Origin of the sequence: Ovoidimarina sediminis (genome assembly GCF_032586175.1) — a bacterium.
GTDB classification, from domain to species: domain Bacteria; phylum Pseudomonadota; class Alphaproteobacteria; order Rhodobacterales; family Rhodobacteraceae; genus Ovoidimarina; species Ovoidimarina sediminis.
The window spans coordinates 72,629-96,598 of sequence record NZ_JAWHTE010000007.1; the positions used below are offsets into that span (position 1 = coordinate 72,629).

The window sequence follows — 23,970 nt, forward strand, 5'->3', positions numbered from 1 at the left end:
CCGGGGGCGGCGCTACCTTTGGCCTCAGGGCAACCGGGGTCAACCCGTCTGTGGCTAAATTTAAGGGGAGCTTTCATTTGTCCGAGCTGAACGGAAAATGCGTGATCATCACCGGGGCGAGCCGGGGCATCGGTGCGGCCGCGGCGGAAGTCTTTGCCGCGGCGGGCGCAAATGTCGTTCTGCTGGCGCGGGGCGAAGAGGCGATTGCAGATCTCGCCGGGAAAATCGGGTCACAGGCCCTGGCCGTGCCTTGCGACGTGACCCGGTACTGGGAGGTCGCGGCCGCTGTCGAGGCCGCGCGGAACACGTTCGGGCGCGTCGACGTTCTGATCAACAACGCAGGTGTGATCGAACCCGTTTCACATCTCGCCACGTCGGATCCCGATGGCTGGGGGCAGGCGATCGATATCAATCTCAAAGGTGTCTATCACGGCATCCGCGCGGTTCTGCCGGTGATGCTCGAGGCCGGTGGCGGCACCATTCTCGGAGTGTCGTCTGGGGCGGCACATGGCCCGACGGAAGGGTGGAGCCACTACAACGCCTCGAAGGCCGGGGCAGCGATGCTGACGCGTTGCATCCACCACGAATATGGCGACAAGGGGATCCGCGCGATCGGTCTTTCCCCCGGCACCGTGGCGACGCAGATGCAGAAGGAGATCAAGGCGTCGGGGATCAACCGCGTATCGAGGCTCGACTGGTCGGCGCATATTCCTGCGGAATGGCCGGCGCGTGCGCTTCACTGGATGTGTTCGGCAGAGGCTGACGGCTTCCTCGGCGATGAAATCTCGCTTCGCGACGAGGATATCCGCCAGAAGATCGGGCTTTCCTGATAGGTCGGATCAGCGCCCCTTCTGACGGCGCTTTCCGGGCACTTTCGATTGAAAGTCGGGCGGCCGCTTTGCGACCCAGGCGCGGAACTTCGCCAGCCGGGGATGGCCCCTCAGACGTTCGATGTCAGGGTACTCACGGGCCAGCTCCGCCTCGCTCAGCGTTGCATGGATCTCGCGGTGGCATATGTGGTGCAGAAGCACGGTGGGCCCGCCCTTGCCGCCCCGGAGTTTCGGGATCAGGTGATGCCGGCTTTGCGGCGCATCCGGCGGGATCGGACGGTCGCAGAGCGGACAAACCGGATCAGCCGGCTGTGGCATTGACCTTCTGAAATGCAGGGCGCGCGCGCAGCCGGTCGAGATAGGCCAGCCAGTCCGGATCATCCGAGCCGAAGCCCGCGCGATCGGCCCAGTCGCCAAGGTGCCCGGCGAGAATGTCGGGGATCGTGAAGGTGTCGCCCATCACGAAGGGCCCGGCGCCTACGCGGCGGGCGAAATGCGTCTCGGCACGCTGGATCTCCCACAACGCAGCAGGCTTTATGGCGTCTGTCCGGAGCTCTTCGGGCAAGAGGAAGCGGTGCTTGAAAAGCGCCCAGAGCGGTGCGTCGAGTTCATCGAGCAATGTGAAAGTGGCGGCGTCCTGGCGTGCGCGCTCCACGCTTCCGGAAGGAAAGGCAAGGCCACCGTATCTATCTGAAAGATAGGTGAGAATGGCGGTGGATTCCGTCAGAACCGCGTCACCATCGATAAGGATCGGGATCTTGCCCGAGGGGTTCAGCGCCCTCACCTCCTCGGACCGTGGCGCGGCTGGATCGTGTTCGTAATCGAGCCCCATTTCCTCCAGTGCCCAGAGCACGCGGAAGGCGCGGCTTCGGATATATCCGACGAGCTTCAGCATCAGCGGGCTCCCATCATGGCAAGGCGTATCAGCGTCCGCTCCATAACCCCCATATCGGGCGCGCGGTTGCGGGAGCGTAGTGTGAGATCGGTGTCGATCAGCACACGAAGCGCCTCTTCCAACTTGCGTGCCCCCCAGGTCTGTGCCTGCCGTCCCATCCGATCGCGTCTGGGGCCGAAGACGGGGGGCCTTAACCGCGCAAGACCCGCCGCCGGGCCGCCGGGATCGGAGGCAGCGGCGTGAAGCGCGCGGAAGTGGCGCGTGGCCGCGATCGACAGGGCAACGGCGGAAACGCCCTGCGCCCGCAGCCGCGCCATGAGTGGGCCGATCTCTCCATGGCGGCTTTCGGCCACGACATGCAGGATATCGTCCACCGCGGCTTCGATGGTGGCTGGCGCGAGATCGGCAATCTCGTCGGGCGTCAGCGGAGCGGGGTCGTTCAGTTTGTAGAGCGCGATACGTTCGATCGTCTGACGGAAATCGCCGGGGTCGAGGGCGCGGGCAAGGGTATCGAGATCCACCGCCGCCTCGCGCGGGATCTCCTTCAGGCCCGCATCGGCTAGCATCGCCTCGATTTCTTCCTGGGATGGCGGGTCGTCGTAAATGCCGATGGCCACGGTCGCGCGTCCGGCCTCGAAAAGCTTGCGAAGTGCAGAGCGCGCGTTCAGCGATCCCGCTGTGACGACGAGCTGCGCATCCCCTGGCTGCCAGTCGCCCAGTGCGGTTTCGAGCGCCGGGGTAAGCCCGTCGCCTGCCTCATCGACGAAAACCACGCGCGGTCCGGGAAAGAAGCCCTGTGCCTTCAGCCCGTCGTGCACGGTGGCCGGATCCTTCCGTACATCGGCGGCGGAAAGGCGGGTCAGCCGCATCTCTTCCTCGCCGTTCGAGCCGACGAGGGCGCGGATCACCTCCTGCCGGCGCAAGGCCACCCGCATTCCGTCCTGCCCGAAGATCAGAAGTCCGGCCTTGTCGGGGTCGGGCTTGCGGAAATAGGCGGCGGCATCCCGGCCCGATAGTTTCACGAAGCCCACTCCTCCGATGTCGCCAGAAGACGGGCGACGATCTGGTCGGCGAGGATAACCATCAGGCGCTCATTGGCATCCGACTGCGCGGTCTGGGTGGCAAACGGGGTGCCGGTGGCGGAATAGCTGGCGAAGCTTTCGACCGAGCCTGACGTGACGGGCGCGCCGGTATCGGTGCGGCGCAGCACGAAATCGACCCGTCCCAGCACGTTATACCGCGTGATCGTCTGATCCGACGTGACGCCGAGTTCCTGTTCGCCACGCGCGATATCTGCCGACAGCCGGTAGGCTGGCGACTGCGCGATCCCGAGGCGCCGTTCAAGCTGCCGGACGAGAGCGAAGCCCGCCGGGTCACTTGGCGGATCGAAGGCGATGTGGCCTGTGAGCGCGCTGGCCGACCCACCGGGCCCGTAGACCGGGGTAAAGCCGCAGCCCGCGAGGGCAGCGGCGGAAAGCAGGAATATGCGTCTGTCAGACAACGACATTCACGATGCGGCCCGGAACCACGATGACCTTTCTGGGCTGGCCACCGGCCAGCGCCTTCTGGACAGCTTCGGTCGCGAGCGCACGCTTTTCAACCTCGGCCTTGTCGAGATCCTTGGGCACCTCGATCTCGTCACGCCGCTTGCCGTTGATCTGGATCGGCAGGGTGACGGTGTCGTCGACCAGAAAAGCCTCGTCCGCCACGGGCCAGGGCGCATCGACGACAAGCCCCTCGCCGCCCAGAAGCGACCAGACCTCTTCGGAAAGGTGCGGCGTCATCGGCGCCATGAGCTGTGCGAGGGTGCGGAGCGCTTCGCGTTTCGCGTGGCCCCCGGCGTTCGACCGTGCGATCGTGCTCGTGAAGGCATAGAGCTTCGCGATCGCCGCGTTGAAGCCGAAGCTTTCGACGCCCATCGTTACGTCATGAATCGTGCGGTGCATCGCGCGATAAAGTTCTTCGTCCTCGCCGGGGTTTTCCGCCGATGGATCGACCAGTTCCTCCGTCGCAAGCCGGTGCACGCGGGCCAGATGCTTGTATGCGGCGTCCGCCCCGGCCGCCGTCCATTCCACGTCCCGCTCCGGCGGGCTGTCCGACAATACGAACCACCGCGCCGTATCGGCGCCATAGCGTTCGATGATATCCGACGGATCGACCACGTTCTTTTTCGACTTCGACATCTTGGCCGACGGGATGACCTCCACCGCCTCGCCGGTCGCGCCAAGGCGTGCGCCGCTCTCGTGCCATTCGATATCGCCGGGCAGGTGATATACGGGCCGATCCTTTTCATCCCGGGTGACATAAATCTCGTGCGTCACCATGCCCTGGGTGAAAAGCGCATCGAAGGGCTCGATCGCGCTTTCGGGCAGGTGCCCGCAGATGTGCATCGCGCGGGCGAAGAAGCGGGAATAAAGAAGGTGCAGGATCGCGTGCTCGATCCCGCCGATATATTGGTCGACGTTCATCCAGTAGGCGGCATCTTCCATCCGCGTGGGCGTTTCCGCATCAGGCGCCGTGAAGCGCGCGAAGTACCACGAGGAATCGACGAATGTATCCATCGTGTCGGTTTCGCGCTTCGCCGGCGCGCCGCAGGCGGGGCAGGGCACGTCGCGCCATGTCGGATGACGGTCGAGCGGGTTGCCCGGCTGATCGAACGACACGTCTTCGGGCAGGCGGACGGGCAGGTTCTCTTTCTTCTCGGGCGCCACCCCGCAGGCTTCGCAATGGACGACCGGGATCGGACAACCCCAATAGCGTTGGCGGCTGAGCCCCCAGTCGCGCAGGCGGTATTTGGTGACACCGGTTCCCCAGCCGTCGCGTTCCGCCTGTGTGATGGTGGCGTCGATCGCGTCCTGTCCGGTTGCCATGTCGATGCCGGTGAAGTGGTTGATCCACTTCACCTTTTCAGTCTTCGGCGGCACGAAGGCCTCGGCCTCCACCGGTGTCGGGTCGTCGATGGCGAGGAAGGTATCGATCACCGGCAGATCGTATTTGCGGCAGAAATCGAGATCGCGCTGGTCATGCGCCGGGCAGCCGAAGATCGCGCCCGTCCCGTAATCCATCAGAATGAAATTCGCGACCCAGACGGGAAGTTCCCACGTCGGATCGAGCGGGTGGCGAACCTTCAGCCCGGTGTCGAAGCCCTTCTTTTCCGCGCGCTCCAGCTCTTCCTCCGAGGTGCCGGTGCGGCGGCACTCGGCGTTGAAGGCAGCGAGGTCGGGGTTGTCCGCCTCCAGCGCCTTCGCCAGCGGGTGATCGGGTGAAATCCCGAGGAAGGACGCGCCCAGAAGCGTATCGGGACGTGTGGTGTAGACGACGATCGTCTCATGCCCGTGCGACGGCTCGGTCAGGGCCCAGTCGAATTGCAGGCCGCGACTCTTCCCGATCCAGTTCCGCTGCATCAGCTTCACTTTGTCGGGCCAGTTGTCGAGCCGGTCGATCGCCTCCAGAAGCTCTTCGGAATACTCGGAAATCTTGAAGAACCATTGCGTCAATTCGCGCCGTTCCACGGGTGCGCCGGAACGCCAGCCCTTGCCGTCGATCACCTGTTCGTTGGCGAGCACGGTCATATCCACCGGATCCCAGTTCACCGTCGCGTTCTTGCGGTAGACGAGGCCCTTCTCAAGGAAATCGAGGAACAGCGCCTGTTGCTGGCCGTAATATTCGGGGTCACAGGTGGCGAATTCGCGCGACCAGTCGATCGAAAGCCCCAGGGGCTTCATCTGCGCGCGCATGTCGGCAATGTTTCCGTAGGTCCAGTCTTTCGGATGGCCGCCACGTTCCATCGCGGCGTTCTCCGCCGGCATCCCGAAGGCATCCCAACCCATCGGATGCAGCACGTTGTGGCCGGTCGCGATTCGGTAACGCGCGATGACGTCGCCCATGGTGTAGTTTCGCACGTGGCCCATATGGATCCGGCCCGATGGATAGGGGAACATCTCGAGCACGTAGTACTTTGGCTTGTCGTCCGAGCGTGTGGCGCGGAAGGTTTCGGCCTCGTCCCAGGCCGTCTGCCATTTCGTCTCGATCTCGGCGGGCGTGTAGCGCGACATCGCGAAGCGTCCTGTTCTTGTTCTTGTCGTCAGAAAACACCGGGCCGGGGGCGACCCCGCGCGGTTGATAGCCGGTTCGGCGGGTGTCTTCTAGAGGTCGCCGTCGCGGATGCGAAGCTGGCGCGCCCGGGTCAGGATCGCGTCTTCCACGGCGCGCACGGTTTCCGCGGGTGCGGGGCCCGAACGGGTGGCGAGCGCAACGCGCAGACTGCGCGCGTCAAGCGCGGGATCCTGAACATAAACCGTGGCACGGTAAGCGCGGTTCGAACCGGGCGGGGTGCCGAAGCCGTAGACGATCACGCCGGAGAACGGATCCGCGGCCTGGATCGGCATGAAATCGAGCACATCGAGCGCGGCCGCCCAGATGTACTTGTTGACCTCAACCGTGATGTTCGGGTCGTTGCCGGCGGAGAACAGATCCCAGATCGTGCTGCGCTCGCGGTCGAAGACGACTTCATTGCCCTGCTGGGTGCGGTTTTCCGTAGGAAAGTTGTCGTTGTTCTGTGGCGGACGGGAGCCCGTGATTCCCAGCCGGCTGCAGCCAGACGCGGAGAGAATCGCCACCGCCATAGCGGCCAGTGTGAAGGTGGTTCTCGCCCGCATCAGTTCCTCAAAACGCTGTTCTGAGGCCTTGGTATCCGACGGATTCGCACGCGACAAGCCGTTTCCCCACACGCATTTGGCGTACCGGCCCGCCACACTGTGGCATCGCTGCACCATCACCCCGGCATTTGCGGGGTGCCCGTGGGGTCTTCTTGCAATCGGAGGCCTATGGAGCGACAGAGACGCATGCCCGTTCGGTTCGCCGAAAAGGGGCGCACCTTTGAACACGAGGGAAACGAAATGAAAAAGGTACTTCTTGCTTCCACCGCGCTGGCCATGACGGCCGGCATGGCGGCTGCGCAGGGCGTGTCGCTTTCCGGTTATGCGGAAATCGGTGTTAAGGACAACGATGTCGACACCGTCTTCCACCATGACCTGGACGTGACGTTCACGCTCTCCGGCGAAACTGACAGCGGTCTCCAGTTTGGTGCGACCATTGACCTGGACGAACTCGACAACCAGGCGACTGCTGGCGACATCGGTTCGGAAAGCGGCGCTCACTCGGTCTTCGTCTCGGGCTCGTTCGGTAAGATCACCATGGGTGACACCGACGGTGCTCTCGACTGGGCCATGAACGAAGTCGGCTTCGGTACGTCGATCGCTGACGACCACACGACCCACGCCGGCTTCAACGGCAACTCGGGCCTCGACGGTGGCCTCGACGGGCAGGTTGCCCGATACGAGTACTCCTTCGGCGACTTCGCGTTCGCGATCTCGGCTGAAATCGGTGCGGATACGGCTGACAACGTCACAGGCTTCGGTATTACGGCTACTGGATCGGCGCTTACAACTGCTGTTTACGATCCTGATGAGATCCTGGGTATTGCCTTCAAATACTCCACTGATCTCGGTGGCGTTGATATGGACTTCGGCTTGGGCTTCCAGTCGGGTGCCTACGACTTTGCCACTTCCGTTTCGACTGTAGGGGGCACTTCCACTCTTGGCGTTACTCTCGTGGGTGATGCCGACGTCTGGGGCGCCTCTGTGACAGCCGATTTCGACGGTGGCTTCAGTGTTGTCTTGAACTACATGAATCTTGACGGCGATCTGGCCGGCGTCGTGACGTCCGTCGCCAGCAGCTTTGCGTCGGTTAACGCTGCGGCTGCAATTCTTGGGTTTGGCGGTACTGGTGGCACCATTGAATGGGATCACTATGGAATCGGCGTTGCCTACGCGGTGGACAACTGGATCATCGAAGCCAACTACGGCAAGTACGATGCAGATGTTACATTGGGCACAGCTTCGACTTCGGTTGAAGCGGACGGCTTTGGTCTCGCCTTCAACTACGACCTCGGCGGCGGTGCCGTCATCATGGTCGGCTATGGTTCGGGCGAAAGCTTCGGTTCGACGACTTCGGTTGACACCTGGTCGGCTGGTCTGGGCCTGAGCTTCTAAGTCAAAGTAGCCAAATGCTAAGAGAGAGCGGGTGTTTGCCCGCTCTCTTCTTTTTGCGTGTGTCCCAATCGACGCCTGTGACTGGACATTGATATTGGCGGCTCATAGATTCAAAAAAGCAGGCATAAAACTTCGAAAGCTTTTCCATGAGACCGGACACCAAGGAAGACCTCAAACAGGGATTTGCAGAGGCTCGCAAGCTCCAGAAGGCGGGGAAAGACGAAGAAGCCTTATCAGCCTACGGCAAGCTAATCGCGACCAATCCCAAGATCCCGGAAGTTCATTTTCAGGTTGCGCGGCTATTCATCAAGAACGACCGACCGGATCGCGCCATAAAGCACGCTACCGTGGCCACTGTTCTTCGTCCTAGAATTCCAGACGTTTGGAGGCTAAGGGCCGACGTTGTTCGAACTCTCTCGGATCCTGAAGAGGCAAAGAAATTCCAAGATGATATTGGCCGAGTGAAGGACCTCGACAAAAGGCTGGTCGCGGAGTTGAAGACGGGCGTGGACCTTCCGAAGAAGTCACGGCCAGATCTCGGCAGCATGCCGCCGGCCAAGATGTTGAGCCTCGCAGAGTTACTCAACAGTAAGAAATGGCAAGAAGCGGAAAAACTAGCTCGTAGTCTTCTCTCAATATATCCCGACGTCGGCGCGCTTCATGATGTTCTCGGCGTTGCAATGTCGGCGACGCGCCGAAACCAAGAGGCGGAGCAATCATTCCAGACGGCGATCCAGTTGGACAGAGGCCTCTCTGAGCCACACGTTCACTATGGCCGCCATCTCTTAACCATCGATAAGCCTGAGTTGGCTTTGCGGCATGCCAATGCCGCGCTGCGCCTTTCGCCAGGACAGCCTGACGCCCTTCTCTTGCGTGGCATGATCATGAAGAAACTTGGTCGAGATGACTACGCAACCAATGATTTTGAGCGGGCTCTGTCTCTGCATCCCAAGAATCTCGATGCGGCTTATGCGCTAGCCAGTATATACCATGAACGAAAAGATTACGTTGCCGCTGAGGAGGTTATCGAGGACATTTTGGAGAGTCGGGAAGCTGAAACTAGGTTCCTCGCGTTAGGCGTCCCGCTGAAAGTCGAACTTGGAAAGCCTCAGGCTGCGCTCGAACTCCTCAAAAGAACCAGGGTAGAAAACGATGAAGAGAAAGGATTCATTCAGGCGAGAATTGCGGAAATCGAGCAGACGCTCGGTAATTTCGACGCTGCTAATGAAGCTTTTCAACGGTCCATTCAGCTCGCTCCCCGTCGCGGCGAAACCTATCGAGTTTATCTGACCAGCAAGAAGATCGAGCTCGATGATCCAATTGTTTCGGAGATGATGTCGCTCTGGCAAGACGACACCATGAATGACTTCAGCCGGGCAAACCTGGGCTTTGCATTGGGGAAGGTCATGGAAGACAATAAGAGTTACAATAGGGTTTTCGAGTTCCTGCACCCTGCAAACGCCATGATTGCAAGCACAGACCCCTATGACATGGACCGGCGCAAAGAATTGCAGGATAAGATCCATGCAAGTCTTGACTCGGTGGATTGGTCGAATGTCACACTAGAGTCTGAGAGTTCATTTGCCCCCATTTTCGTGACGGGCATGCCGCGCTCAGGAACAACGCTTGTAGAGCAAATCATTTCAAGCCATAGCCGGGTATCAGGCGGAGGCGAACTAGCATTTGGAGTACGTCAAGCTCTCGAAGCTATCAAACGTAACGAGGGACCGTTTAGACCACTCAGCGATATTCACAAGAGTGAGCTTGAGGAATTGGCCAACAAGTATCAAGCCTATGTTGGGAAAATTGCGGAGCCAAATGATCATACCACAGACAAGTCTATTCAGGTCTATGAGTATGTTGGAATACTAAAGATGGCGATGCCGCGCGCTCGGTTCGTAATTGTAAGGCGCGACCCGCGCGACAATCTTTTGTCTATCTATAAGAACATTTTTCCGGCTGGCGGTCACATGTACAGCTACAACCTAAAGGCCTGCGCGCATTACTATAAGCTTTTTGAGAATGCGGTGAACTTCTGGCGCGAACGCACCCCCGACTGGTTCTACGAAATCCAGTACGAAGATCTAGTGGCCAATCCTGAAGAGGAAACCCGCAAGCTGATCGATGCCGTGGGCCTCGAGTGGGAGGATCAGTGTCTTGAGTTCCACAAGAACGACCGCCGGGTGCGGACGCTCAGCGTCTATCAGGTGCGTCAGCCGATGTACAAATCCTCGACCAAGGCGTGGGAGCGGTATCGCGACGATCTGACGGAACTCTTCGACGCGCTGGGGCCGGAGTACATGGATGCCGCTGAGTGACGTCCGCGCCCGCATCGCGCGGGCGGCGGAGGAGGCGGGGCGGAGCGCGGATGACGTCACCCTGATCGCGGTGTCTAAGAAGCAGCCGGAGGATCGGATCCGCCGGGTGCTTGACGATGGCCATCGCGATTTCGGCGAAAACCGTGTGCAGGAGGCGCAGGGCCGCTGGCCCGGCTACCGCGCCGAATACGACGGGATCCGCCTTCACATCATCGGCCCGCTTCAGACCAACAAGGCGCGCCAGGCGATGGAGCTTGCAGACGCGATCCATTCGGTGGATCGCCCGAAGCTTGCCAAGACGCTCGCGCGGCTTGCGCAGGAAATAGGCGGATGTCCGGATCTCTTCGTGCAGGTCAACACCGGTGAAGAAGAGCAGAAGGCCGGTGTGATGCCAGCGGAGGCAGACGGGTTCGTCGCCGATTGCCGGGCTCTCGATCTGCCGGTGCGGGGCCTGATGTGCATCCCGCCGGTCGATGAAGAGCCCGCGCTTCACTTCGCGCTTCTCGCGAAGATCGCAAAGCGGAACGGGCTTGAAGGCCTGTCGATGGGAATGAGTGCTGATTTCGAAAGCGCGATCGCACTTGGCGCAACCCATGTCCGGGTCGGCTCCGCCATCTTCGGCGACCGCCCGTCAGAGGCCTGATCAGCGCACGATCAGGCGTGTTCCCACGGTGATCCGCCCCGCGATCCAGCGCAGGTGATCGGGCCGAAGGGCCACGCATCCCTCGGTGGGATGGCCGGGCTTCCGCCAGCGATGGAGGAAGATGGCCGATCCCCGGCCCGGGACGGAGAACGGCCAGTTCCAGTCGGTCAGCAGCACGAGGTCGTAAAGCCGGTCGGCCCGTCGCAACGCCTCGTGGGAATGGGGATGCGGCGCGCGCACCATCTTGTTGTAGAGCGGATCGGCCGGATCGTCCGACCAGAGACCGCCGGGCCGGATCGGCACCGCCCAGTCTGCCGGTGGCGCGATCCGGTCGGGCCGGTAGAGGAGCCCGATGATCCGATGCACACCGACGGGCGTTGCGCCGTCGCCCTCACGTTTCTGCCGTGCGATGCCGCCCCGCCCGATGCTGCATGGAAAACCGCGCCCGAGGAACCGGAGGCGGGTGGGCGTGAGGACGAGGTCAGCGGGATGCATGGATCATAGGATATGGCCGGATTTCTTGGCCTTCACATCAAGATACGCCGCATTCTCGGCCGTGCGCCCAACCTTCAGGGGCACGCGTTCCACCACGTTGAGGCCGCAGGCGTTCAACATCTCCACCTTGGCAGGATTGTTCGTCATCAACCGCACGTCGCGCACGCCCATCGAGCCAAGGATGCTGGCGCCGATCCGGAAATCCCGTTCGTCATCCTCGAAACCCAGCCGGTGATTGGCCTCGACCGTGTCGAAACCCTGATCCTGAAGGCTGTAGGCACGCATCTTGTTGGCCAGCCCGATGCCGCGCCCTTCCTGGTTGAGATAGAGCAGAAGTCCGGCCCCCTCGGCCCCCATTTGCGCGAGTGCAGCGTGAAGCTGGGGGCCGCAGTCGCATTTCAGCGATCCAAGCACATCGCCGGTGAAACAGGCGGAATGGATCCGAACGAGAACGGGGCCACTGCGATCCGGGCGACCGACCTCGACCGCATAATGCTCTTCCCCGCCATCGTCGGGGCGGAAGACATGGACGCGGCCCGCCTCGGAGACAGTGGTAGGCACGCGCCCGGCGACCACGTCGCGCATCGGCGAAAGGTGGCCCAGAGCCTCCGCGGTAACCGCGGCATCCAGACAGGTCAGCCCTTCCCGCTGCGCGAGAGCCACGGGAGTGTCCAGGGCTGCTACGAGTGCGGCGGGCAGAAGCCGCGCCGATTTCGCGAGGCGCAGCGCGGTGCGGTGAAGGTTGGCATCGCCGCCCCGGGCCGTTTCGAAGGGGCCGAGCATGGGGTGGTTCAGATCCGTGGCCGGGTCGCTCACCGCGACCACCCAGTCGGCAGCTGCCCTCTCGGGCAGGACCAGCCGCGCGAGATCGCCGTCATAGGCGCGCGCCTTCAAGGTTTCCGCCCGGCGCGATGTGATCACGAGGCACGGCTCACCAAGCGCGCGCAATGCGTCGAGCCGCTCGGGCCGAATGGTTTCAGCGGCCAGCACCAGAGCCCCGCCCTCGGGCCCCGACAACACCACGGGCACGCCCATCCGAAGATCGGCGCGGGCGCGGGCCAGGCGTTCCGCCGGGGACGGGCCGAGGGTCATCAAGGCATCCTTTTCGACAGCTTCCGTCGATCTAGCGATTTTCCCGGGGAATTGAAACATTTCCACACGCGGCGACACGAGCGCGTGAAATCGTTGCAGCACATCTTGGCAGACGGAACGAGGGGTTGCATTTCTCCGGGAACGGCACGGAGGCGATGATGGCCAACCTTAAGAAAATTCTGCTCGTAGACGATGACGAGGACCTGCGCGAGGCGCTGGGCGAACAACTGGTCATGACCGAGGATTTCGATGTCTTCGAGGCCGGCGACGGACATGAGGCGATGGAGAAGGCCAAGGCCGCGATCTACGATCTCGTCATTCTGGATGTTGGGCTTCCCGATACCGACGGCCGCGAACTGTGCCGCCTGATGCGCAAACAGGGTGTCAAATGTCCGATCCTGATGCTGACGGGCCACGACAGCGATGCCGATACGATCCTGGGCCTCGATGCAGGCGCGAATGATTACGTGACGAAACCCTTCAAGTTCCCGGTGCTGCTGGCCCGTGTCCGCGCCCAGTTGCGGCAGCACGAACAGTCCGAGGACGCGGTGTTCCAGCTTGGCCCCTACACGTTCAAGCCGGCGCAGAAGATGCTGGTCACCGAGGACGAGAAGAAGATCCGCCTCACCGAAAAGGAAACAAACATCCTGAAATTCCTCTACCGTGCAACTGAGGGGGTCGTTGCGCGTGACGTACTCCTCCATGAGGTGTGGGGATACAACGCAAGTGTGACCACACATACTCTGGAAACGCACATTTATCGGCTTCGCCAAAAAATTGAACCAGATCCGTCAAACGCTCGCCTTCTCGTTACGGAAAGTGGAGGGTACCGGCTCGTTTCTTGACCCGAATCAAAGTTCCCCGGGCCACTTCGGGGTTATGAAGTGGCGATACCTCCCTGTTGGACTGGCCGGGCCTTGCGCCCGGCCTTTTTTCGTTGCACCGCGCGAGGCCGATCTTGCTAGGCTCGATCCAAAGCAAACAACGGGGGAAAGACAGTGACATCGACAATGATCGAGGACGTGCTGGAGTTCTGGTATCCGGACGACACATTTCACCGCTCGCAGGAAGACTTCACTGCGTGGATCTTCGAGCGGATGCAGGGCGGGATGGATGAGGCCATCTGCACCCGGTTCGCCGATCTCACGAAGGCAGCAGCGCGCGGAGAACTGGATGACTGGGCCGGAACACCGCGGGGGCGACTTGCGCTTCTTCTGGTGCTGGATCAGTTCCCGCGCTCACTCTGGCGCGATACGCCGGGCGCATTCGCGCAGGATATCAAGGCGTGCCGTCTGGCCCTTGAAGGCTACCGCAACGGCCATTTCGAGACCTACGCGCCTTGGGAGAAGCTGTTCTTTGTGATCGCGCTCGGGCATTGCGAGGGCCCCGATCACCTCGAGCGCTTCAATGTGATCGACGAGATGACCGAAACGATCGTCGCAGAGCTGCCCGAGCACCTCAACAATGCAAAGGAACGATTGTGCGCCCAGAACGAGCGGGTCCGCGGGATCATCGAGCGGTTCGGGCGGCATCCGCACCGCAATCCGATCCTCGGGCGCCTTTCGACGCCGGAGGAAGAGGATTATATCGCCGCGGGCGATTTCCCGCATGTGCAGGCGCAGCCAACGGTTTGACACGTTGCCATGGGGGCGTTGCCCCCGCCGCGCGTGCCGCGCGCCTCCCCCAGGATATTTCCGGCCCCATGAAGGGTGCTTGAGGGACGTCGCGGCACCGACTAGGGTCGCGCGGCCTGACGAACCGGAGAAACCCTGATGCCGCTGACGCTTGCCACCTGGAACATCAATTCCGTCCGCCTGCGCGAGGGTCTGGTGAAGCGTCTTCTGACCGAGGAGGCCCCCGATATCCTGTGCCTGCAGGAATGCAAGTCGCCGGTCGAGAAGATGCCGCTCGAAACTTTCGCGCGTCTTGGCTACGGCCATGTCGTGGCGCGGGGGCAGAAGGGGTATAACGGCGTCGCGATCCTGTCGAAGCGCCCGATCGAGGATGCCGGTGACATGGATTTCGCCGCGCTGGGGCACGCGCGCCATATTGCGGGACGGCTGGAAGACGGAACGCTCATTCACAATTTCTATGTGCCTGCAGGCGGGGATGTGCCGGACCGGGAGAAGAACGAGAAGTTCGGCCAGAAGCTCGACTACCTGAGCGAGATGCGCGACTGGTTTCGCGACACCCGGCCGGAACGCGCGATCCTCGTCGGCGATCTCAACATCGCACCGCGCGAGGATGATGTCTGGTCGCACAAGCAGCTTCTGAAGATCGTGAGCCATACGCCGATCGAGGTCGACCACCTCGGCGCGGCGCAGGAGGCGGGAGACTGGATCGACATCACCCGCAAGGACATCCCCGAGGGCCTGCTATACAGCTGGTGGTCCTACCGCGCGCGGGATTGGGATGCGGCCGACAAGGGCCGGCGGCTCGATCACATCTGGGCCACGCCGGACCTTGCCGGATCGGCGCATGGAAGCCGAATTCTGCGCGACGTTCGCGGCTGGGATCAGCCCTCCGACCACGCCCCCGTGTTCGCGACTTTCGATCTTTAGCGCAGCCAGGCGCGATACACCGGATCGGCCTCCTTCATGTCTTCGTAAAGCCAGACCATCCGGTCGACGAACCAGATCTTCGCACCCATCGACAGCGCCATTCCAAACGGCGTGAGCCCCACGTCATAGGCGATGATCCCCCAGACGAGAGGGATCAGTCCAAGCCCCGCTGCGAAGCTCAGCCCGAAAGCCCAGTGGCGGTGATGATCGGGGACCGGCAGGGCGGCGCGGTTGAGAAAGACCCGTTCGCCAAAAGTGCCCTTCGACGCCCAGTTGTTCGTCGTCGCGGGTTTCGGGAACACGCGGGGATTGGCCCAGATCCAGACGACGATTGCCGCGACCGGCAGAAGGATCCACCATCCCAGCGCGTCGCGCGCCCAGGTGGTCACGGTAAGCAGTGGCAGGATCGTGAATCGGGTGTACACGCTCCACGGCGACGCGTGATGCGCCCATTCCGTGTCGTCGAGCCCCATCAGGCGCTCCGAGGCCTTGAAGATATCCATATTTGCGAAGATGGAAGCGCGGCGTGTTGCAAACAAGCCCTTGGCGCGGCGCACATGAACCCGCATATAGAGCCCAACCTCAGATAGAAGGAGTTCAGAGATGCTGGAACTCAATCCGACACCGAAGGCGCCTGCCACCGATCTCATCAAGGATAGCTCGGAAGCCACTTTCATGGCCGATGTGGTGGAGGCCAGCCGCGAAGTGCCCGTGATCGTAGATTTCTGGGCGCCCTGGTGCGGGCCGTGCAAGACGCTGGGCCCGGCACTCGAGGCGGCCGTGACCAAGGCCGGTGGCAAGGTGCGTATGGTCAAGGTCAATGTCGACGAGAACCAGAACATCGCCGCCCAGCTTCGGATTCAGTCGATCCCAACCGTCTATGCCTTCTGGCAGGGTCAGCCCGTGGATGGGTTTCAGGGTGCAGTGCCCGCTTCGGAAATCGACGCCTTCATCGGCCGCCTGAGCGGTATGGCGGGCGATGGCGGACTGGGCGAAGCGCTTGAGGCCGCCGAAACGATGCTGGCCGAAGGCGCCGCGTCGGATGCGGCACAAACCTTTGCTGCGATCCTTGGGGAAGAGCCCGAAAACCCTGGCGCCTATGGTGGCCTGATCCGTGCGCATCTGGCGACGGGGCAGCTTGACCAGGCGGAATCGCTTCTGGCGAATGCGCCGGATGCCATCGCGGGATCGCCCGAGGTCGAGGCCGCCCGCGCCCAGATCGATCTTGCGCGCCAGGCGGAAAAGGCGGGGCCGGTTGCGGAACTGCGCGCGGCGGTCGAGGCGAACCCGGGCGATCTTCAGGCCCGCTTCGATCTGGCCCAGGCGCTTCATGCCGCGGGCGATGTGGACGCTGCGGTGGACGAGCTTCTTGATATCTTCAGGCGCGACCGGGAGTGGAACGATGCTGCGGCAAAGACCCAGCTCTTCAAGATTTTCGACGCGCTGAAGCCCCAGGATCCGATCGCGCTTAACGGCCGGCGCAAGCTGTCGTCAATGATATTTGCCTGACCGGCCCCGTGGCCTACGTTTTCAGGTATGACGCGAGACGGTGATCTGCCCGGTGTGATTCCCGTGTTCCCTTTACCGGGAGCGCTTCTTCTGCCGCGCGCGCGGCTTCCGCTTCATATCTTCGAGCCGCGCTATCTTGCGATGCTCGACGATACGCTGAAGACGAGCGACCGCCTGATCGGCATGATCCAGCCGCGTGAGGTGCCGGGGGCCGAGGTCAAGCGCCTGCATTCCATCGGCTGCGCCGGTCGCGTGACCGCGTTCTCGGAAACCGAGGACGGGCGGTACATGATCACGCTCTCGGGCGTTTCGCGTTTCAGGGTATCGAAGGAGGTGGAAGGCTTCACCCCCTACCGCCGTTGTGAGGTTCAGTGGGACGGGTTTCAGCGCGACCGGGGCGGGCCCGAGCATGACGCGGGCTTCGACAGGGCCGCGTTTCTCGACGTGCTGCGCCGGTATTTCGAGGATCGCAACCTGTCCACCGACTGGGAATCGCTGCGCGAGGCCGAGGACGAGCTTCTGATCAATTCGCTGTCGATGCTTTGCCCGTTCGAACCTGAAGACAAGCAGGCGCTGCTCGAGGCGCCGTCGCTTGCCACGCGTCGCGAAACGCTCGTCACGCTGATCGAGTTCGCACTGCGGGGCGGGATGGGTGAGGATGTGATGCAATGAGCGAGCCGGCGCACGATCGGCGAATGCTGGAGGCGCTGGTTTGCCCTGAAACCCGCGCGCCCCTGCGATATGACGCCGACGCGCAGGAACTGATCTCGAAGGCCGCGCATCTGGCCTATCCTATCCGGAACGGCATTCCGATCATGCTGGTCGACGAGGCGCGGAAACTCGACGACTAAAGCGGCTGTCCCTTCGCGAGGCGCGGCAGATCGCCGGTCAGACCCGCAGCTTCGCGGATGAAACCCCGGCGCAGGCCCGGCATCGCGTTGACAGCGGCGAGGCCAAGATCACGGCCAACCCTGAGGATCGGATTGTTATTCGAAAACAATCGGTTGAACGCATCCGTCGCAAGTGCCAGCGTTGCGATATCGAATCGGCGCCAGCGCTGATAGCGTTCCAAGACAAGGGTCGTGCCGATATCTTCGCCGCGCCGGCGGGCGTCGACCAGAACCTCGGCCAATGCCGCCACATCCTTCAGCCCGGCATTCAGCCCCTGACCTGCAATCGGGTGCACGGCATGGGCGGCATCCCCCGCCAGCGCCACGCGGTCCGAAACCAGCCGGTCGGTCAGCGAGAGGGAGAGGGGATAGGAAAACCGCGCGCCGGCCAGTGAGATCTCGCCAAGGAAGCCGCCGAAGCGGGGGCGGAGAACCTCGAGATACCCGGCCTCGTCGAGCGCCATTATCCGCCGTGCCTCCGTTTCGCGTTCCGTCCAGACAATGGAGGACCGGTTGCCGGGCAGGGGCAGAATGGCGAGGGGCCCGGCAGGCAGGAAATACTGATGCGCGCAGCCCTCATGCGGCAATTCGTGAGAGACGGCGCAGACAAGCGCTGTCTGACCGTAAGCCCAGCCCTGGCGCCGAATGCCGCTTCGCCGGGCCGTGGGGCTCGCCTTCCCGTCGCAGCCGATCAGAAGTGCGGCCTCGCATGTTCCGCCATCCGTGAAGGAAACGGTTACATCTGCCGGCGTTATCTTGTGATCGGCCGCCCCCACGCCATCGCGGTGGTCGATCAGATCGCTTTTGGCCACGGCCGCCAGAAGCGCCTGCCGAACGAAGCGGTCTTCGATCATGAAGCCCATGGGGCCCTCTTCGATCTCGCGGTGATCGAATTCAAGCATGAGGGGCGACGGCCCTTCGCCCGGCCGCCCGTCGGTGATCCGGATATCGAGGATTGGCTGCGCGTTCCCTTGCAGCCCGGCCCAGAGGCCAAGTGCCTTGAGCACCTGCACCGACGACAGAGACAGCGCGTATCCCCGCCCGTCGAAACCTGCATCGGCGCGGATCTCTGCCTTCACTGGGTCCACCATGGTCACGGAAAACCCGCCGGAGGCCAGCGCAAGCGCAAGGGCGGTGCCGTTCAGCCCACCCCCCGCAACAACGATATCTGTCCTTTCCGTCATGGCACGCAGATATGCGCCTCCGGCCGGCATTGTCCATGCGCCCCGCTGCCGCTACCGTCCGGGCCGAACAATGGAGGCGGTCACATGGAAGACTGGCGGCACATGACCGCGGCTGATCTGGGGCGCGGGATCGCGGCGGGCGAGATCGATCCGCTCGAACTGACCGAAACCTATCTTGCCGCATGCGAGGTGCACGACCTGACCGACCGGATCTATGCCCGGCTGACACCGGACCGCGCACGGGCCGAGGCGGCGGCAGCGCGGGACAGGGCACGCGCCGGCCTTCGCCGCGGGCCCCTAGACGGTGTGCCGATCTCCTGGAAGGATCTTTACGACACCGCCGGCGTGGCCACCGAGGCGGGCACTGCGCTTCTGAAGGGCCGCGTGCCGGACGCCGACGCCCGCGTGTTGCGGAACGCGACGCAGGCAGGTCTCGTTTGCCTCGGGAAAACGCATACGACAGAGCTTGCGTTCTCCGGTCTCGGCTACAATCCGATCACGGCAACACCGCCTTCCGTCAACGATCTTGAGGCCGTTTCGGGCGGCTCCTCCTCCGGCGCGGCCACATCGGTGGCCTTCGGGCTTGCCGCCGCGGGGATCGGATCGGATACCGGCGGCTCCGTCAGGGTACCGTCGGCCTGGAACGATCTGGTCGGGCTCAAGACGGCCCATGGCGATCTGTCGCTCGAGGGTGTCGTGCCGCTTTGTCCGAAATTCGATACCGTCGGGCCACTCTGCAGATCGGTCGAGGATGCGGGGCTTCTCTTCTCCGCGCTGGGCGGGGGGGCAGCGACCGATCTCGGTGGCGCATCCCTGAAGGGCGCTCGTTTCCTTAGTCTTCTCAATGGGATGGAAGATACCGAAGGCACCCCGCTGGCGGCCTTCCAAAGCGCCGTCGAACGCCTCGAAGCCGCCGGCGCGGTGATCGAGAAGCGCGCGCTTCGCTCTGTTGCCGAGGCGATGCCGCTTTCAGCTGTCCTGTTCGCGACCGAAGCCTATGGCACTTGGTCGGCGGAAATCGAAGCCAATCCCGGCGTCATGTTCGAAGGGGTGCGCGAACGCTTCCGGGGCGGGGCACAGCATTCGGGTTCCGATTACGTGGCCGCGTGGCAGCGCCTCGATCGGCTTCGTGCAGCCTATCTGGAGGAAACCGCGGGCTATGACGCGGTGATCCTGCCAAGCTGCGTGATCATGCCGCCGAAGATCGCGGATCTGGAGCGGGATATCGACTATTTCAACGCCCGCAACCTCCTTGCCCTGCAAAACACGCGGGTGGGAAATCTGATGGGTCTTGCGGCGCTGACACTGCCGACGGGCACACCATCAACAGGCATCATGTTGTGTGTGGCGCCGGACGCAACACGACATCTTCTTCGGATCGGCCGGGCGGCGGAAGACGCTTTGTCCTAAAAGCCACATAGCCCGCATGGCCACGGGCGATTTTCCGTCGTTTTTCTGGACCATGGGCGACTGACTGGGATAGCTTCTGAGCAAACGGGACACGAACGATCCCGGGCTTGAGGCAGTAATGACGTTTCCAGAGCGGTTTTCCGATCTGCCGGAATACGCGTTTCCGCGTTTGCGCGCGCTACTGGGGGAGACGCCCCCGGGCGGCGACGTGATCGCAATGTCGATTGGCGAGCCCAAGCATCCGTTCCCGAACTGGGTGGGCGAGGTGATCGCGGAACATATCGCTGAATTCGGAATGTATCCGCCGAACGACGGCTCGGAAGAGCTGTTGGGCGCAATCTCCGGCTGGATCGGCCGTCGCTTCGGTGTCGATGTCGGGACGAACCGGATCATGGTTCTGAACGGCACACGCGAAGGCCTGTTCAACGCCGTCCTCGCCTTGTGCCCGGAACAGAAGAACGGAGCACGCCCCAAGGTGCTGGTGCCGAACCCGTTCTACCAGGTCTATGCCGTGGGTGCCCTCGCGGCCGGGGCAGAGCCGGTCTATGTGCCTGCCATTGCCGCAAATGGTTTTCTGCCCGATTACCGCTCCCTTCCGGCCGATGTGCTGGATCAGGCGGCGATCGCCTTCATCTGCTCTCCCTCGAACCCGCAGGGCGCGGTGGCGGACGAGGCCTATCTTGCCGATCTCCTCGATCTCGCCGAGCAGCACGATTTCCGCATCTTCGCCGACGAATGCTATTCCGAGATCTACCGCGATACGCCGCCGCCGGGCCTTCTGGAGGTTGGCAAGAAGGTCGGGGCCGATCCAGAACGCATCGCTGTCTTTCATTCGCTGTCGAAGCGTTCGAACATGCCCGGCCTCCGCTCGGGCTTCGTCGCCACCGGGCCGGCAGCGATGGTTCAACTGCGTCGCCTGCGCGCCTATGCCGGCGCGCCACTTCCGCTTCCGCTGCAACGGGTGGCAGAGCGGCTTTGGGCCGACGAGGCGCACGTTGCGGAGAACCGCGCGGCCTATGTTCGCAAGTACGACGTGGCCGACCGAGTTTTGTCCGGCATCCAGGGCTGTGGGGCGCCCGATGCCGGTTTCTTCCTGTGGCTTCCCGTCGAAGACGGCGAGGCCGCAACCGTGAAACTCTGGCGGGAAAGGGGGGTGCGCACGCTGCCAGGCGCATACCTCAGCCGGTCAGAGAACGGCCAGAACCCGGGTGCGGGCTATATCCGCGCGGCGATGGTGACAGCCGATGAGGAGGTTTTCGAACGCGGTCTTACCGCGCTTCGGGACTGTTTGTACGCGTAAGACAAGAAGAAGAGGCAGCAATGGCGTATCAGGCACGGACAAGAGACCCGCTGTTCGACAGCGAAACCCAGGCGGTACTGGAGCGGCGCGCACGGGAGCTTATGGGGCTTCTGATGCTCGTCGCCGGTGTGGTTGTGGCGATGATCCTTGGATCGTACGCGCCCGAGGATCCGTCCTGGCTGTCCGTAACCGATGAACCGGCGCAGAACCTTCTGGGCCGCTTCGGGGCCTCGATCGCCTCGCCGCTCTTCATCATCGCGGGGTTCGGGGCCTGGGGCCTCGCCGCTGTGCTGATTGTCTGGGGTCTCCGGTTCTGCCTCCATGCCGGATCCGACCGGGCGATGCCGCGGCTGATCTTCGCGCCGATCGCGATCGCTCTTGCTTCGATCTATGCCTCCACTCTTCTGCCCACCTCGCAGTGGACCCACTCCTTCGGGCTCGGGGGCCTCTTCGGCGATACCGTTCTTGGCGCGGTGCTGGGTGTCATTCCGATCCGCGCGACCATCGGCCTCAAGGTGCTGTCGCTTATGGTCGGCGTCGGCACCATCGCCATGGCGCTTTATGTGCTTGGGGCCACGAAAACCGAATTGCGGGGCTTCTGGCGCTTCCTTCTGCGCGGATCGGTGGTGGCCTATGCCGCCGCGATCTCGGCGTTGAGCAGCACCGCCTCGGGCGGTGTGGCGGTGGCGCGCCGCGCGGCCGAAGCGCGTGCTGCGTCGCGGCTTGCCCGCGACAACGCGATGCTACACCTGGAGGCGCAGCCGGTTGCCGGCCCTCCTGACGCGTTCCGCCGAAGTGCAGAAGCGGCCTTGGAAACGCCGCCCCTGGGCCGCAAGGGCCTTCTGGCCCGGGTGCTCGGTGGAAGAGCTGCCCCCGAGGCCGAGGAGACGGAGGCCTTCGTCCAGGCAGAGCCCGCGGGTGACGACCGCATTCGCGCGCGCATCGCCGATGTCATTCGCGCGAAAGGGCACGAACCCGCGCCCACGACCCTGCGCGCCGAACCCCCGGTGCGGGGCGCGAATACCCTCGAGGTCGAGCGCGATCTGCCGCCCATGGAACTTGTCGATGAAGAGGCCCCCCTTGCCCCGCGCCCACCGCTCTTCGCCTCGAAGCGCGGGCCCGAGGGAGAAAGCCGGGTGCAGCACACGGCACGGAAACCTGTGCAACCGTCCTCACGCGCCAAGGCCGAGGTGCAGCCGGCGCTCTTCGACGAAGAGGCGGCAAGCTATGATCTTCCGCCGCTCAGCCTTCTGACCAATCCCGAGGCCATCGAACGGCATCACCTGTCCGACGAGTCGCTGGAAGAGAACGCCCGCATGCTTGAGGCCGTGCTCGACGATTACGGCGTGAAGGGCGAAATCGTCTCTGTCCGCCCCGGCCCCGTCGTCACGATGTACGAACTCGAACCCGCCCCGGGCCTCAAGGCCAGCCGCGTGATCGGGCTTGCCGACGATATCGCCCGGTCGATGTCGGCGCTGTCGGCGCGGGTCTCGACCGTGCCGGGCCGTTCCGTCATCGGCATCGAACTTCCGAACGAGAAGCGCGAGAAGGTTGTTCTGCGCGAAATCCTCTCGGGTCGCGATTTCGGAGACGGAAACCACCGTCTTCCGCTGGCGCTCGGCAAGAACATCGGTGGCGACCCGGTGGTCGCGAACCTTGCGAAGATGCCCCACCTTCTGATCGCGGGTACCACGGGTTCCGGTAAGTCGGTGGCGATCAACACGATGATCCTGTCGCTTCTTTACAAGCTGACGCCAGAAGAATGCCGGCTTATCATGATCGACCCGAAGATGCTGGAACTCAGCGTCTATGACGGGATCCCGCATCTCCTTTCCCCCGTGGTGACCGACCCCAAGAAGGCGGTCGTGGCCCTGAAATGGGTCGTCGGAGAAATGGAGGAGCGCTACCGCAAGATGTCCAAGATGGGCGTCCGCAACATCGAAGGTTACAACGGCCGGGTGCGCGAGGCTCTGTCGAAAGGCGAACTCTTCAAACGCACTGTGCAGACGGGCTTTGACGACGAGACCGGTGAACCGGTGTTCGAGACAGAGGAATTCGCACCCAAAACCATGCCCTTCATCGTCGTCATAGTGGACGAGATGGCCGATCTCATGATGGTCGCGGGCAAGGAAATCGAGGCCTGCATCCAGCGCCTTGCACAGATGGCGCGGGCGAGCGGCATTCACCTCATCATGGCGACGCAGCGGCCCTCGGTCGACGTCATCACCGGCACGATCAAGGCGAACTTCCCGACCCGGATTTCCTTCCAGGTCACCTCGAAGGTCGACAGCCGCACGATCCTGGGCGAACAGGGCGCCGAACAGCTTCTGGGCATGGGCGACATGCTCTATATGGCCGGTGGCGCCAAGATTACCCGTGTCCACGGGCCATTCGTCTCGGATGAAGAGGTCGAGGAAATCGTGAACCACCTCAAGGCCTACGGCCCGCCCGAATATGTGGGCGGCGTGGTCGAGGGGCCCGACGAGGAGAAGGAAAGCGATATCGACCTCGTCCTCGGCCTCGGCGGCAACACCGATGGGGAAGACGCGCTTTACGATCAGGCCGTGGCGATCGTCATCAAGGATCGGAAGTGTTCGACCTCGTACATCCAGCGGAAGCTCGCCATCGGCTACAACAAGGCTGCTCGGCTTGTTGAGCAGATGGAGGACCAGGGCGTCGTGAGCCCAGCGAACCACGTTGGCAAGCGCGAGATCCTGGTGCCCGAGCAGGGGTAACCGGCGCGCTATCGCTTATCATTGGCGGTTTCCGCGGGCCTTTCCTATATGAGTG

Annotated in this window: 23 protein-coding genes; 13 read left to right on the forward strand and 10 right to left on the reverse strand. The window is 62.9% G+C overall.

Annotated elements, in window-relative coordinates:
• The first annotated feature begins 77 nt into the window (after positions 1-77).
• Positions 78-830 (forward strand): SDR family oxidoreductase, encoded by a 753-nt coding sequence (locus tag RXV90_RS10285; RefSeq protein WP_316648559.1) that lies wholly within the window; start codon positions 78-80, stop codon positions 828-830.
• Positions 831-839: 9 nt separating this feature from the next.
• Here the strand turns inward: RXV90_RS10285 and RXV90_RS10290 are convergent, their stop codons facing one another.
• The 6 genes from RXV90_RS10290 to RXV90_RS10315 all read right to left on the reverse strand — a co-directional run bounded on the left by RXV90_RS10290 (position 840) and on the right by RXV90_RS10315 (position 6,383).
• On the reverse strand, positions 840-1,148 hold the full coding sequence (locus tag RXV90_RS10290; protein ID WP_316648560.1) for an HNH endonuclease: 309 nt from the start codon (positions 1,146-1,148) through the stop codon (positions 840-842).
• Positions 1,132-1,725: a glutathione S-transferase family protein gene (locus RXV90_RS10295; protein WP_316648561.1), complete on the reverse strand. Its 594-nt coding sequence runs from the start codon at positions 1,723-1,725 to the stop codon at positions 1,132-1,134. Before RXV90_RS10295 ends, RXV90_RS10290 begins: the two co-directional genes overlap by 17 nt.
• The gene (locus tag RXV90_RS10300; RefSeq protein WP_316648562.1) at positions 1,725-2,747 is read right to left on the reverse strand and encodes a DNA polymerase III subunit delta; all 1,023 of its coding nucleotides are present in this window, start codon (positions 2,745-2,747) and stop codon (positions 1,725-1,727) included. Before RXV90_RS10300 ends, RXV90_RS10295 begins: the two co-directional genes overlap by 1 nt.
• Positions 2,744-3,232, reverse strand: coding sequence for an LPS assembly lipoprotein LptE (lptE, locus tag RXV90_RS10305; protein WP_316648563.1), 489 nt, complete (start codon positions 3,230-3,232; stop codon positions 2,744-2,746). Before lptE ends, RXV90_RS10300 begins: the two co-directional genes overlap by 4 nt.
• Positions 3,219-5,780, reverse strand: coding sequence for a leucine--tRNA ligase (leuS, locus tag RXV90_RS10310; protein WP_316648564.1), 2,562 nt, complete (start codon positions 5,778-5,780; stop codon positions 3,219-3,221). Before leuS ends, lptE begins: the two co-directional genes overlap by 14 nt.
• A 90-nt stretch (positions 5,781-5,870) precedes the next feature.
• Positions 5,871-6,383: a DUF3576 domain-containing protein gene (locus RXV90_RS10315; RefSeq protein ID WP_316648565.1), complete on the reverse strand. Its 513-nt coding sequence runs from the start codon at positions 6,381-6,383 to the stop codon at positions 5,871-5,873.
• A gap of 186 nt (positions 6,384-6,569) precedes the next feature.
• On the opposite strand from RXV90_RS10315, the gene RXV90_RS10320 reads away from it, so the two are divergent.
• From RXV90_RS10320 to RXV90_RS10330, 3 genes are all read left to right on the forward strand, one after another.
• Positions 6,570-7,778 carry a porin gene (locus RXV90_RS10320; protein ID WP_316648566.1) on the forward strand — a complete coding sequence of 403 codons (1,209 nt, stop codon included), beginning with the start codon at positions 6,570-6,572 and terminating at the stop codon, positions 7,776-7,778.
• A gap of 146 nt (positions 7,779-7,924) precedes the next feature.
• Entirely contained in the window at positions 7,925-10,096 is a 2,172-nt protein-coding gene (locus RXV90_RS10325; RefSeq protein WP_316648567.1) for a tetratricopeptide repeat-containing sulfotransferase family protein, read from the forward strand.
• Positions 10,083-10,739 (forward strand): YggS family pyridoxal phosphate-dependent enzyme, encoded by a 657-nt coding sequence (locus tag RXV90_RS10330; protein ID WP_316648569.1) that lies wholly within the window; start codon positions 10,083-10,085, stop codon positions 10,737-10,739. The genes RXV90_RS10325 and RXV90_RS10330 overlap by 14 nt, the downstream gene beginning before the upstream one ends.
• Here the strand turns inward: RXV90_RS10330 and RXV90_RS10335 are convergent, their stop codons facing one another.
• Together RXV90_RS10335 and ribA are read right to left on the reverse strand one after the other, a co-directional pair.
• Positions 10,740-11,234 carry a L,D-transpeptidase family protein gene (locus tag RXV90_RS10335; protein WP_316648570.1) on the reverse strand — a complete coding sequence of 165 codons (495 nt, stop codon included), beginning with the start codon at positions 11,232-11,234 and terminating at the stop codon, positions 10,740-10,742.
• A gap of 3 nt (positions 11,235-11,237) precedes the next feature.
• Positions 11,238-12,326 (reverse strand): GTP cyclohydrolase II, encoded by a 1,089-nt coding sequence (gene ribA, locus RXV90_RS10340; protein WP_316648571.1) that lies wholly within the window; start codon positions 12,324-12,326, stop codon positions 11,238-11,240.
• 158 nt (positions 12,327-12,484) lie between these two features.
• On the opposite strand from ribA, the gene RXV90_RS10345 reads away from it, so the two are divergent.
• The 3 genes from RXV90_RS10345 to RXV90_RS10355 all read left to right on the forward strand — a co-directional run bounded on the left by RXV90_RS10345 (position 12,485) and on the right by RXV90_RS10355 (position 14,887).
• Positions 12,485-13,171 (forward strand): response regulator transcription factor, encoded by a 687-nt coding sequence (locus RXV90_RS10345; protein ID WP_316648572.1) that lies wholly within the window; start codon positions 12,485-12,487, stop codon positions 13,169-13,171.
• A gap of 153 nt (positions 13,172-13,324) precedes the next feature.
• A complete protein-coding gene (locus RXV90_RS10350) occupies positions 13,325-13,960 on the forward strand; it encodes a DUF924 family protein (protein ID WP_316648573.1) in 636 nt (211 codons plus the stop codon).
• A 138-nt stretch (positions 13,961-14,098) separates the two neighbouring features.
• On the forward strand, positions 14,099-14,887 hold the full coding sequence (locus RXV90_RS10355) for an exodeoxyribonuclease III (protein ID WP_316648574.1): 789 nt from the start codon (positions 14,099-14,101) through the stop codon (positions 14,885-14,887).
• On the opposite strand, the gene RXV90_RS10360 is transcribed toward RXV90_RS10355, so the two are convergent.
• On the reverse strand, positions 14,884-15,390 hold the full coding sequence (locus tag RXV90_RS10360) for a DUF6653 family protein (protein ID WP_316648575.1): 507 nt from the start codon (positions 15,388-15,390) through the stop codon (positions 14,884-14,886). The two genes, RXV90_RS10355 and RXV90_RS10360, sit on opposite strands and share 4 nt — an antisense overlap.
• Before the next feature lie 100 nt (positions 15,391-15,490).
• On the opposite strand from RXV90_RS10360, the gene trxA reads away from it, so the two are divergent.
• From trxA to RXV90_RS10375, 3 genes are read left to right on the forward strand one after another with little or no spacing between them, the layout of a single operon-like run.
• Entirely contained in the window at positions 15,491-16,396 is a 906-nt protein-coding gene (trxA, locus tag RXV90_RS10365; RefSeq protein ID WP_316648576.1) for a thioredoxin, read from the forward strand.
• Between the two features lie 27 nt (positions 16,397-16,423).
• Positions 16,424-17,068 (forward strand): LON peptidase substrate-binding domain-containing protein, encoded by a 645-nt coding sequence (locus tag RXV90_RS10370; protein ID WP_316648577.1) that lies wholly within the window; start codon positions 16,424-16,426, stop codon positions 17,066-17,068.
• Positions 17,065-17,247, forward strand: coding sequence for a Trm112 family protein (locus tag RXV90_RS10375; protein ID WP_316648578.1), 183 nt, complete (start codon positions 17,065-17,067; stop codon positions 17,245-17,247). Before RXV90_RS10370 ends, RXV90_RS10375 begins: the two co-directional genes overlap by 4 nt.
• Here RXV90_RS10375 and RXV90_RS10380 read toward each other — a convergent pair.
• Positions 17,244-18,470: an FAD-dependent monooxygenase gene (locus tag RXV90_RS10380; protein WP_316648579.1), complete on the reverse strand. Its 1,227-nt coding sequence runs from the start codon at positions 18,468-18,470 to the stop codon at positions 17,244-17,246. The genes RXV90_RS10375 and RXV90_RS10380 overlap by 4 nt on opposite strands.
• Before the next feature lie 84 nt (positions 18,471-18,554).
• On the opposite strand from RXV90_RS10380, the gene RXV90_RS10385 reads away from it, so the two are divergent.
• The 3 genes from RXV90_RS10385 to RXV90_RS10395 all read left to right on the forward strand — a co-directional run bounded on the left by RXV90_RS10385 (position 18,555) and on the right by RXV90_RS10395 (position 23,915).
• Complete coding sequence (locus RXV90_RS10385) at positions 18,555-19,880, forward strand: amidase (protein ID WP_316648580.1); 1,326 nt, start codon at positions 18,555-18,557, stop codon at positions 19,878-19,880.
• Positions 19,881-19,998: 118 nt separating this feature from the next.
• A complete protein-coding gene (locus RXV90_RS10390; protein ID WP_316648581.1) occupies positions 19,999-21,180 on the forward strand; it encodes an aminotransferase class I/II-fold pyridoxal phosphate-dependent enzyme in 1,182 nt (393 codons plus the stop codon).
• A 20-nt stretch (positions 21,181-21,200) separates the two neighbouring features.
• Positions 21,201-23,915 (forward strand): DNA translocase FtsK, encoded by a 2,715-nt coding sequence (locus RXV90_RS10395; protein ID WP_316648582.1) that lies wholly within the window; start codon positions 21,201-21,203, stop codon positions 23,913-23,915.
• The last annotated feature ends 55 nt before the right edge of the window (positions 23,916-23,970 follow it).

Excerpts from the sequence above, each read along its gene's own strand:
- RXV90_RS10290 (WP_316648560.1), bottom strand. The coding sequence starts at position 1,148 with ATGCCACAGCCGGCTGATCCGGTTTGTCCGCTCTGCGACCGTCCGATC.
- RXV90_RS10295 (WP_316648561.1), bottom strand. The coding sequence starts at position 1,725 with ATGCTGAAGCTCGTCGGATATATCCGAAGCCGCGCCTTCCGCGTGCTC.
- lptE (WP_316648563.1), bottom strand. The coding sequence starts at position 3,232 with ATGTCGTTGTCTGACAGACGCATATTCCTGCTTTCCGCCGCTGCCCTC.
- leuS (WP_316648564.1), bottom strand. The coding sequence starts at position 5,780 with ATGTCGCGCTACACGCCCGCCGAGATCGAGACGAAATGGCAGACGGCC.
- RXV90_RS10315 (WP_316648565.1), bottom strand. The coding sequence starts at position 6,383 with ATGCGGGCGAGAACCACCTTCACACTGGCCGCTATGGCGGTGGCGATT.
- RXV90_RS10320 (WP_316648566.1), top strand. The coding sequence starts at position 6,570 with ATGCCCGTTCGGTTCGCCGAAAAGGGGCGCACCTTTGAACACGAGGGA.
- RXV90_RS10325 (WP_316648567.1), top strand. The coding sequence starts at position 7,925 with ATGAGACCGGACACCAAGGAAGACCTCAAACAGGGATTTGCAGAGGCT.
- RXV90_RS10330 (WP_316648569.1), top strand. The coding sequence starts at position 10,083 with ATGCCGCTGAGTGACGTCCGCGCCCGCATCGCGCGGGCGGCGGAGGAG.
- RXV90_RS10335 (WP_316648570.1), bottom strand. The coding sequence starts at position 11,234 with ATGCATCCCGCTGACCTCGTCCTCACGCCCACCCGCCTCCGGTTCCTC.
- ribA (WP_316648571.1), bottom strand. The coding sequence starts at position 12,326 with ATGACCCTCGGCCCGTCCCCGGCGGAACGCCTGGCCCGCGCCCGCGCC.
- RXV90_RS10345 (WP_316648572.1), top strand. The coding sequence starts at position 12,485 with ATGGCCAACCTTAAGAAAATTCTGCTCGTAGACGATGACGAGGACCTG.
- RXV90_RS10355 (WP_316648574.1), top strand. The coding sequence starts at position 14,099 with ATGCCGCTGACGCTTGCCACCTGGAACATCAATTCCGTCCGCCTGCGC.
- RXV90_RS10360 (WP_316648575.1), bottom strand. The coding sequence starts at position 15,390 with ATGGATATCTTCAAGGCCTCGGAGCGCCTGATGGGGCTCGACGACACG.
- trxA (WP_316648576.1), top strand. The coding sequence starts at position 15,491 with ATGCTGGAACTCAATCCGACACCGAAGGCGCCTGCCACCGATCTCATC.
- RXV90_RS10370 (WP_316648577.1), top strand. The coding sequence starts at position 16,424 with ATGACGCGAGACGGTGATCTGCCCGGTGTGATTCCCGTGTTCCCTTTA.
- RXV90_RS10375 (WP_316648578.1), top strand. The coding sequence starts at position 17,065 with ATGAGCGAGCCGGCGCACGATCGGCGAATGCTGGAGGCGCTGGTTTGC.
- RXV90_RS10380 (WP_316648579.1), bottom strand. The coding sequence starts at position 18,470 with ATGACGGAAAGGACAGATATCGTTGTTGCGGGGGGTGGGCTGAACGGC.
- RXV90_RS10385 (WP_316648580.1), top strand. The coding sequence starts at position 18,555 with ATGGAAGACTGGCGGCACATGACCGCGGCTGATCTGGGGCGCGGGATC.
- RXV90_RS10390 (WP_316648581.1), top strand. The coding sequence starts at position 19,999 with ATGACGTTTCCAGAGCGGTTTTCCGATCTGCCGGAATACGCGTTTCCG.
- RXV90_RS10395 (WP_316648582.1), top strand. The coding sequence starts at position 21,201 with ATGGCGTATCAGGCACGGACAAGAGACCCGCTGTTCGACAGCGAAACC.